6 protein-coding genes and 1 pseudogene are annotated in these 9,397 nt (G+C 54.6%); 6 read left to right on the plus strand and 1 reads right to left on the minus strand.

Annotated elements, in window-relative coordinates:
• Positions 1-30: 30 nt before the first annotated feature.
• On the minus strand, positions 31-330 hold the full coding sequence (locus NBH01_RS14970; RefSeq protein ID WP_004291426.1) for a helix-turn-helix domain-containing protein: 300 nt from the start codon (positions 328-330) through the stop codon (positions 31-33).
• 138 nt (positions 331-468) lie between these two features.
• Here NBH01_RS14970 and NBH01_RS14975 point away from each other — a divergent pair, with 138 nt between their 5' ends.
• The 6 genes and pseudogenes from NBH01_RS14975 to NBH01_RS15000 form a co-directional block, all read left to right on the plus strand.
• Entirely contained in the window at positions 469-894 is a 426-nt protein-coding gene (locus tag NBH01_RS14975; RefSeq protein ID WP_004291432.1) for a helix-turn-helix domain-containing protein, read from the plus strand.
• A 3-nt stretch (positions 895-897) separates the two neighbouring features.
• Positions 898-1,248, plus strand: a complete 351-nt coding sequence (locus NBH01_RS14980) for a helix-turn-helix domain-containing protein (RefSeq protein WP_004291454.1) — start codon at positions 898-900, stop codon at positions 1,246-1,248.
• A 20-nt stretch (positions 1,249-1,268) separates the two neighbouring features.
• Positions 1,269-2,840, plus strand: a complete 1,572-nt coding sequence (locus NBH01_RS14985) for a DUF3945 domain-containing protein (protein WP_004291455.1) — start codon at positions 1,269-1,271, stop codon at positions 2,838-2,840.
• A 60-nt stretch (positions 2,841-2,900) separates the two neighbouring features.
• Entirely contained in the window at positions 2,901-4,988 is a 2,088-nt protein-coding gene (locus tag NBH01_RS14990; RefSeq protein WP_004291456.1) for a type IA DNA topoisomerase, read from the plus strand.
• 27 nt (positions 4,989-5,015) lie between these two features.
• Complete coding sequence (locus NBH01_RS14995; RefSeq protein ID WP_004291461.1) at positions 5,016-5,603, plus strand: DUF1896 domain-containing protein; 588 nt, start codon at positions 5,016-5,018, stop codon at positions 5,601-5,603.
• Positions 5,593-9,300: pseudogene (locus NBH01_RS15000) on the plus strand (helicase-like domain-containing protein); the annotation flags it as partial. The gene NBH01_RS14995 and the pseudogene NBH01_RS15000, both read left to right, overlap by 11 nt.
• Positions 9,301-9,397: the final 97 nt, after the last annotated feature.

The raw sequence follows: 9,397 nt of genomic DNA on the forward strand, positions 1-9,397 counted from the left end.
ACTTCGGATTCAGTGGGTGAATAAATCAAATCATCTGCCGTGCGGATAGAGCGTGCCGACAAGCGGTATCAGCCGCTTCACCTCCTCTGGCTTGTAATAGAACCTGCGGTTTATCTGCGAGTAGCCGATAAGCCGCCTGTCACGCAGCGTCTGCAACGTGCGCGGGCTTATTCTCAACTGCCCGCAGACCTCCTCGCCCGTGAGCCATCTTTCCATGCGCCCCGTGTCGCTTTTGCGCCTCAGGGCGGCGACCTTCTCCGAGAGTGCGCCGAATGCCGCCACCATCATCTCGAAAGTCTTTTTCTCGATAGATACTATTTCCATATTCATGTCATTTAGAGTTTGCCGCAAAGGTAACGAAACGGCATACAAGACGTATCGTTTTCCGCTGAAAGGCTGCCTGTTGCGCCGTTTGACCGGGTTACGGAGCCATCTTCCGCAAAAATCTTACGTGAGTCACGTAGTGAGTTGTTAAAGCCCCTTTTGTTTATTGCCGAATTTTGTCGCAGAAACAAAAAGAAAGGACTGAACATGAAAGTGATAACAATGGAAAGTTCCGCCTACAAGGAGATGATGGCGCAGATTGCGAACATCGCAGGGTACATCCGCGAGGCAAGGGACGAGAAGAAACGGAAGCGGGAAACCGAAGACAAGCTGCTTGACACGGCACAGGCGGCGAAGATGCTCAACGTGAGCAAGCGCACCATGCAGCGTATGCGCACCGACCACCGTATCGAGTATGTGGTGGTACGCGGAAGCTGCCGCTACCGCCTTTCCGAGATACTGCGGCTATTGGAGGACAACACAGTAAGGAACGAGGAAGGGACAATAGACACCCTGTTCCACAACCACACGCTGCGCACGGGCGGCAAACCAAAAGGAAGGAGGACATAGGTCATGGAACTGCTCACACGAAACAACTTCGAGGGCTGGATGCAGAAGCTGATGGAACGGCTCGACCGTCAGGACGAACTGCTGCTGGCGATGAAGGCTGAGGGGAAACAGCCCACTATCACGGAAAGCATCCGCCTTTTCGACAATCAGGATTTGTGCATGTTGCTCCAGATAAGCAAACGCACCCTCCAACGCTACCGCAGCGTAGGCGCATTGCCCTACAAGACGCTGGGCAAGAAGACCTATTACAGCGAGGAGGACGTGCTGACATTCCTTTCCAACCATATCAAGGACTTCAAAAAGGAAGATATAGCCTTCTACAAGGCTCGTATCCATAATTTCTTTCATAAATAACCCATTAAAACATTTTTCAGATGGCAAAGAAAAAAGACGAAAAGGACGTGCTGGTAGTCCGTGACGAGAAGACAGGCGAGATCAGCGTGGTAGCCGGGCTGAACGCGGACGGCACACCCAAGCGCACCCCCGCAAAAGCGGAGAACGCGCAGAGTTTCCTGCAATTCGACCGACATGGCGACGTGCTGGACAACTTCTTCAAGAACTTCTTCCGGCAGTGCAAGGAACCCAGCCGCTTCGGTTTCTACCGCATTGCGGCAGACCAAGCTGAAAATCTCTTAGAGGTGATGAAGCAACTGCTGAAAGACCCCGAAGCGAACAAGGAGCTGCTCGCCCCTCACAAGGTGGACACCTCCGACTATGAGAAGAAGGTGCAGGAAGAGATGGCAGCACAACAGACAGAGAAACAAGAACCTCAAAAACAGGAGAACATGGAACAACGGAAAGAACAGCAACAGGACAAATCCGAACAGATGCAGGGCAAACGTGGCTACCAGCCCATCGACGAGAGTAAAATCAACTGGCAGGAGCTGGAGGACAGATGGGGCGTAAAGCGGGACAACCTTGAAAAGTCCGGCGACCTTACGAAGATGCTCAACTATGGCAAGTCCGACTTGGTAAAGGTCAAACCGACCTTCGGCGGCGAATCATTCGAGCTGGACGCCCGCCTCTCCTTCAAGAAGGACGGTGAGGGAAACATCAGCCTCGTGCCGCACTTCATCCGCAAGGAGCAGAAGCTGGATGAGTACAAGGAACACAAATTCTCCGACAATGACCGGAAGAACCTCCGCGAAACGGGCAATCTCGGTAGGGTCGTGGACATTGTGGACAGGGAAACGGGCGAGATCATCCCCTCCTACATCAGCATCGACCGCAAGACGAATGAAATCACGGACATTCCGGCAAGCAGGGTGCGCATCCCGGAGCGCATCGGCAAGACGGAAATCACCACGCAGGAGCGGGACATGCTCCGCGCCGGACTGCCCGTACGCGACAAGCTCATCGAGCGCAACGACGGCAGAAAGTTCGTCACCACCCTGCAAGTGAACGTGGAGCAGCGCGGCGTGGAGTTCGTGCCGGGAACCGGCAAGTCGCCCCGTACCGCACAGACACAGGAAACCAAAGGCGACACATCGAAAAGTCAGGCGCAGGGCGGGGAAAATGCCGCACAGACCAAGAAGGAGCAACGCCGCAACACGTGGACGAACGAGGACGGCAGCATCCGCCCCATCAGCAAATGGAGCGGCGTGAGCTTCACCGACCAGCAGAAAGCCGACTATGTGGCGGGTAAAGCCGTGAAGCTGGAGAACGTGACCGACAAGCAGGGCTTCCATGCCACGATGTATATCAAGTTCAACCCGGAGAAGGGACGCCCGTACCGCTACGACACGAACCCTGACAATGCACAGCAGGTTGCTCCGTCCAACGAGAGCCGCACGCAGGTGGCGGTGAACAACGATGGCAAGACCAACGAGGCTACAAAGAATCTGAGAGAGCCGTTGCAGAAAGGTCAGACCAACCCGAAGGACGCCCGCCAGCAACAGCAGCAGGAGAAGCCGCAGAAGAAAACGGGCAAGGGCATGAAAATGTAATCCCGTGTCCGCCACTGAATCCAAAATAAAATCCAAAGTATCAACAAAAAAGAAGAAGACATGAAGACAATCATTGCAGAAAAGCCCTCCGTGGCACGTGAAATCGCCCGCATCGTGGGCGCGACAAAGAGAGAGGAAGGATATTTCGAGGGAGGCGGTTATGCCGTGACATGGGCATTCGGACACCTCGTTCAGCTTGCCATGCCCGACGGCTACGGCGTGCGCGGATTTGTCCGTGACAACCTCCCGATTATTCCCGACACATTCACGCTCGTCCCCCGTCAGGTCAGGACGGAGAAAGGTTACAAGCCCGACAGCGGCGTGGTGTCGCAGATAAAAGTCATCAAAAGACTGTTCGACACAAGCGAACATATCATCGTGGCGACCGATGCCGGACGCGAGGGAGAGCTTATCTTCCGCTACCTCTACCACTATACGGGTTGCACCACTCCTTTCGTGCGCCTGTGGATCAGCTCTCTCACCGACAAAGCTATCCGCGAGGGACTGCGGAAACTCGAAGACGGCAGCAAATACGACAACCTCTACCTCGCCGCCAAAGCGCGGAGCGAATCCGACTGGCTCGTGGGCATCAACGGCACACAGGCGTTATCCATCGCCGCCGGACACGGCACGTATTCCGTGGGGCGGGTGCAGACACCAACGTTGGCTATGGTATGTGAACGCTACTGGGAGAACCGCCGCTTTACGTCCGAAGCATTCTGGCAGCTCCATATCGCAACGGACGGTTGCGACGGCGAAGTCGTGAAATTCTCATCCTCCGAGAAATGGAAAGAGAAAGAACCGGCGATGGAACTATATAATAAGGTAAAGGCGGCAGGTTGCGCCACTGTCACGAAAGCCGAGCGCAAGGAGAAGACGGAGGAAACTCCCTTGCTCTACGACCTGACCACGCTCCAGAAAGAAGCCAACGCCAAGCACGGCTTCACGGCGGAACAGACGCTTGAAATCGCGCAGAAACTCTACGAAAAGAAGTTGATAACCTATCCGAGAACGGGAAGCCGCTACATCCCCGAAGACGTGTTTGCCGAAATTCCCAAACTGCTCGCTTTCATCGGCACACAGCCCGAATGGAAAGACAAGGTGCGGGCAAAAGCCGCCCCGACACGCCGCAGCGTGGACGACGGCAAGGTGACAGACCACCATGCCCTGCTCGTCACGGGTGAGAAACCGCTCTTCCTCTCCAAAGAGGACAATACCATCTATCAGATGATTGCCGGGCGCATGGTCGAGGCATTCTCTGAGAAATGCGTCAAGGATGTGACCACTGTCACGGCGGAATGTGCCGGAGTGGAGTTTACCGTAAAAGGCAGCGTCGTGAAGCAAACCGGATGGCGTGCCGTCTATGGCGAGGAAAAAGAGGAAATTACCATCCCCGGCTGGCAGGAAGGCGACACGCTGACACCGAAAGGCTCGTCCATTACCGAAGGAAAGACCAAACCCAAGCCGCTGCATACCGAAGCCACCCTGCTCTCGGCAATGGAAACGGCGGGCAAGGAAATTGAGGACGACGCACTGCGGCAGGCGATGAAGGACTGTGGCATCGGTACTCCCGCCACACGCGCCTCCATCATCGAAACGCTTTTCAAGCGCGGTTACATGGAACGCTGCAAGAAGTCGCTTGTTCCCACCGAAAAAGGACTTGCCCTCAATTCCGTCGTCAAGACGATGCGCATCGCCGATGTTGCCATGACGGGCGAATGGGAAAAGGAGCTGGCGCGTATCGAGCGCGGGGAACTGTCCGACGACACCTTCCGCAAGGAGATAGAGGCGTACACACGTGAGATAACCTCCGAACTGATCTCGTGCGACAAGCTCTTCGGCAGCCGTGACTCCGGCTGCGCGTGTCCCAAGTGTGGCACGGGCAGGATGCGGTTCTACGGCAAGGTGGTACGCTGCGACAACACGGAGTGCGGACTGCCCGTGTTCCGGCTGAAAGCGGGACGCACCCTGTCCGACGATGAAATCAAAGACCTGCTCACCGAAGGGCATACCAAGCTGCTCAAAGGGTTCAAGAGCAAACAGGGCAAGAGTTTCGATGCTGTTGTCGCCTTTGACGGGGAATATAACACGACTTTTGTGTTCCCGGAGGCTAAAAAGGACAAGAAATTTTCAGGACGGAAGAAATAGTATTAACTTTGCCACTTGTTCAGAGTAATGAATTGTTCTTCGATACCGGATTACACTCATACTTTGGATTTAGTGGTGGCACTCGGAGGGATACCGAGTGCCTTTTTCTTCCTTTTTCCAACCGATTATCCCGTTAATTATCAATCCGCTAAATCCAAAGTAATGAACAACAAGAAGAAAAACGAGGGTCAGACCGACTTTTCCTATTACGGTCTGTACCTGCTGGACTATCTCCGCACGAACAAGTTTGAACAGGCTGACGACACCGCTTTCATACGGGAACGGGCCGACCGTGCCGCCGAAACGTATGAGAGGGCACGGCTTGAAGGCTATCCCGCCGATGGTGCGCAGGAACTGGCGATGGACACGCTGCTGCGCGGGCTGCATTATTCCCGTTACGCCATCCTCCGCGAAGTCGTGGAAAACGAGTTTGCCGATGAAGTGCCGGAAGAGAAGCGTGAAGCCTTTGTCCTGAAACTGCTGCCGCTTGTCGGCAACGTGTTCTCCGTCTATGACCTCTCGGATGACAATTTCGCCCTGTCTTCCGATTACGACCTGCTCTACACGGAGCTGACGGGAGCAACCGTCCTTTACTTAGACGAATATGGCGTTTAACCGCAAACAGAAACTGCGGGACAACATCGAGGCGATACGGACGGCATTCATCCTTGACAGGGAAAATAGGACAGCGACAACCGAAGAGCGTGCCATACTTCAAAGGTACTGCGGTTTCGGCGGTCTGAAATGTATCCTCAACCCTGCAAAGGAACTGACGGATGCCGTCCGGTGGGCGAAATCCGACCTCGAACTGTTCGCCCCGACGGTGGAGCTGCACAGGCTTATCCGTGAGAACAGCAAGGACGAAACAGAGTACAAGCGGTTTGTGGATTCGCTGAAAGCGTCCGTGCTGACCGCTTTCTACACCCCCAAAGAGATAACCGACACCATCGCGGACGTGCTGGCAGATTACAGCGTCCGCCCCGCCCGTATGCTCGAACCGTCGGCAGGTGTCGGCGTGTTCGTGGATTCCATGCTGCGGCACAGCCCCAATGCGGATGTGATGGCTTTCGAGAAGGATCTGCTCACGGGTACAATCTTGAGGCATCTCTATCCCGACCAGAAAATGCGCACCTGCGGTTTTGAGAAAATCGAAAGACCGTTCAACAATTATTTCGACTTGGCGGTGTCCAACATTCCGTTCGGTGACATTGCCGTGTTCGACGCGGAGTTTCAGCGGAGCGACTCTTTCGGCAGACGCTCCGCCCAGAAAACCATCCACAACTATTTCTTTCTCAAAGGACTGGATGCCGTGCGTGACGGCGGTATCGTGGCGTTCATCACCTCGCAAGGGGTATTGAATAGCACCAAGACCTCCGTGCGTAACGAGCTGTTCAGTCAGGCCAATCTGGTATCCGCGATACGCCTGCCCAACAACCTGTTCACGGACAACGCGGGCACGGAGGTGGGCAGTGACCTGATTGTCCTGCAAAAGAACCTCAGCAAGAAGGAAATGTCGCAGGACGAGCGGCTGATGACCGTGATACAGACGGACACGAAAACCGCCCTGACCGACAACGCCTATTTCATCCACCACCCGGAACGCATCGTGCATACGATGGCGAAACTTGACACAGACCCCTACGGGAAGCCCGCTATGGTTTATCTGCACGAGGGCAAGGCAGCAGGCATCGCCGGGGATTTGCGCCGTATGCTCGACGAGGATTTCCATTACAGGCTTGCCATGCGCTTGTATTCGGGTTCAATCCGGCAGGCAGGAACGGAAGAAAAAGTTGCCGTTCAAAATAAAGTAGAGCGTCCTGCCATAAAATTGGAAACAGTATCCTCGGCGCAGACGGTGGAAACTCCGACAGAAAAGCCGCAACCCGCAGATGAAAAGCCGGAGATAGAACCGCGCCCGCAATATTCCGCAGGCGTGCAGCTCACCCTGCTTGACCTCTGGGGGATGACGGAAGAGGTCAGCCAACCGAAAACCTCCAAAAAGAAAAAGACGGTGAAAAAGGCAGTTACGGCAAAGTCCACTCCGCCCAAACCGAAAGTCACGGTTACACCGACAGCTCCAACTGCAAAACCCGCAATGGAGAATAAGGAGGTGAAAGCGGAGAACACCGCCAAGCCTGCCGACCCGGACGACATCTATGCCACACTGGACTGGGATACCAATCCTCCCATCAACGGTTTCTATGAAATGATGATGGGTTTGACGCCGGAGCGTAGGAAAGAACTTCGGGAACTGGCAAGGCAGCATAACGAGAAACAAGTGGCGGAAAAGACGGAAGTGAAAGCCGTGCCGGAAACTTCCCGTGAGCAGCCACGACAGGAGGAAACACAGCCGGAGGCAGTCGCCGCACCTGCCGTTACAGATACCCCATCGGAAGCGGTGGGGACTTTCCTTTTCCCCGACATCGAAGCGGAAAAGCCGAAGGAGGAAGTCGTGGACCTTTCTCCGCGTGCCTACCACCGCACGCCGGAGATGCACCTGCGCGAAGGGTCGCTGGTGGCTGACCGGGGGCGTCATAACATCGGCTACCTGAAAGACATCACGCCATACGGGGCGACATTCCAGCCGCTCGACCTGAAAGGATACCAGAAGGAAAAGGCGTTGTTGTATGTGTCGCTGCGTGACGCCTACGAGCGTCTGTACCGTTATGAATCGCTCCGGCGCGAGGCAAATGTTCCGTGGCGAGAGCATCTGAATACCTGTTACGATGAGTTTGTCATGCGCTACGGCAACCTCAACGCCAAGCAGAACGTGAAGTTAGTGATGATGGATGCGGGCGGGCGCGACATCCTTTCGCTGGAACGGATGGAAAACGGAAAGTTCGTCAAGGCGGACATCTTCGAGCATCCTGTTTCCTTCGCGGTGGAGAGCCATGCCAACGTAGGCTCTCCCGAAGAAGCCCTGTCTGCGTCGCTCAACAAATATGGTACGGTCAATCTCGACTATATGCGGGAGATAACCGACAGCACGGCGGAGGATTTGCTCACTGCCCTGCAAGGGCGCATCTACTACAATCCGCTCGTGACCGGTTACGAAATCAAAGACCGTTTCATCGCCGGAAATGTCATAGAGAAAGCGGAACGCATAGAGGCATGGATGGGTGACAATCCCGAAAATGAGCGTATGCCGGAGGTGAAGCAGGCGTTGGAGGCTCTGAAAGATGCCGAGCCGCAGCGCATCGCCTTCGAGGATCTGGACTTCAATTTCGGGGAACGCTGGATTCCGACGGGTGTCTATGCCGCCTACATGAGCCGGCTGTTCGACACGGAGGTGAAAATCGCCTATTCCGCAAGCATGGACGAGTTTTCGGTGGTGTGCGGCTACCGCACCATGAAAATCACGGACGAGTTTCTGGTGAAGGGGTATTACCGGAACTATGACGGTATGCACCTCCTAAAACACGCCCTGCACAACACCTGCCCTGACATGATGAAGTCCATCGGCAAGGACGAGCATGGCAACGACATCAAGATGCGCGACAGCGAGGGAATACAACTCGCCAACGCCAAGATTGACGAGATACGAAACGGCTTCTCCGAATGGCTCGAAGAGCAGTCGCCGCAGTTCAAGGAGCGGCTTGTGACGATGTATAACCGCAAGTTCAACTGTTTCGTGCGCCCGCGCTACGACGGCTCCCATCAGACCTTTCCCGACCTCAACCTGAAAGGGCTGGCAAGCCGGGGTATCAAGAGCGTCTATCCCTCACAGATGGATTGCGTCTGGATGTTGAAACAGAACGGCGGCGGAATTTGCGACCACGAGGTGGGAACCGGTAAGACGCTGATAATGTGCATCGCCGCGCATGAGATGAAGCGTCTGAATTTGGCACACAAGCCGATGATTATCGGGCTGAAAGCCAACGTTGCGGAGATTGCAGCCACCTATCAGGCGGCATATCCCAACGCACGTATTCTGTACGCTTCGGAGAAGGACTTTTCGACCGCCAACCGTGTGCGCTTCTTCAATAATATAAAGAACAACGACTACGATTGCGTCATCATGTCGCACGACCAGTTCGGCAAGATACCGCAGTCGCCGGAATTGCAGCAGCGCATCCTGCAAGCAGAGCTTGACACGGTGGAGGAAAACCTCGAAGTGCTACGGCAGCAGGGAAAGAACGTGTCGCGGGCGATGCTGAAAGGATTGGAGAAGCGCAAGCACAACCTTGAAGCGAAGCTGGAGAAGGTGGAACACGCCATAAAGTCACGCACGGACGACGTGGTGGATTTCAAGCAGATGGGCATCGACCACATCTTCATAGATGAGAGCCATTATCAGAACTTTCTTATTTTTTTGTTTGACATTCTAAATATATTGAAATTCAGCATCTTTTTTATATAATAAGTTCTGATTATTTTTACGGTCGTAATATGCAGGGTATAGAATATAT

The organism is Bacteroides sp. B1-V-101, assembly GCF_023656585.1.
GTDB lineage: Bacteria > Bacteroidota > Bacteroidia > Bacteroidales > Bacteroidaceae > Bacteroides > Bacteroides thetaiotaomicron.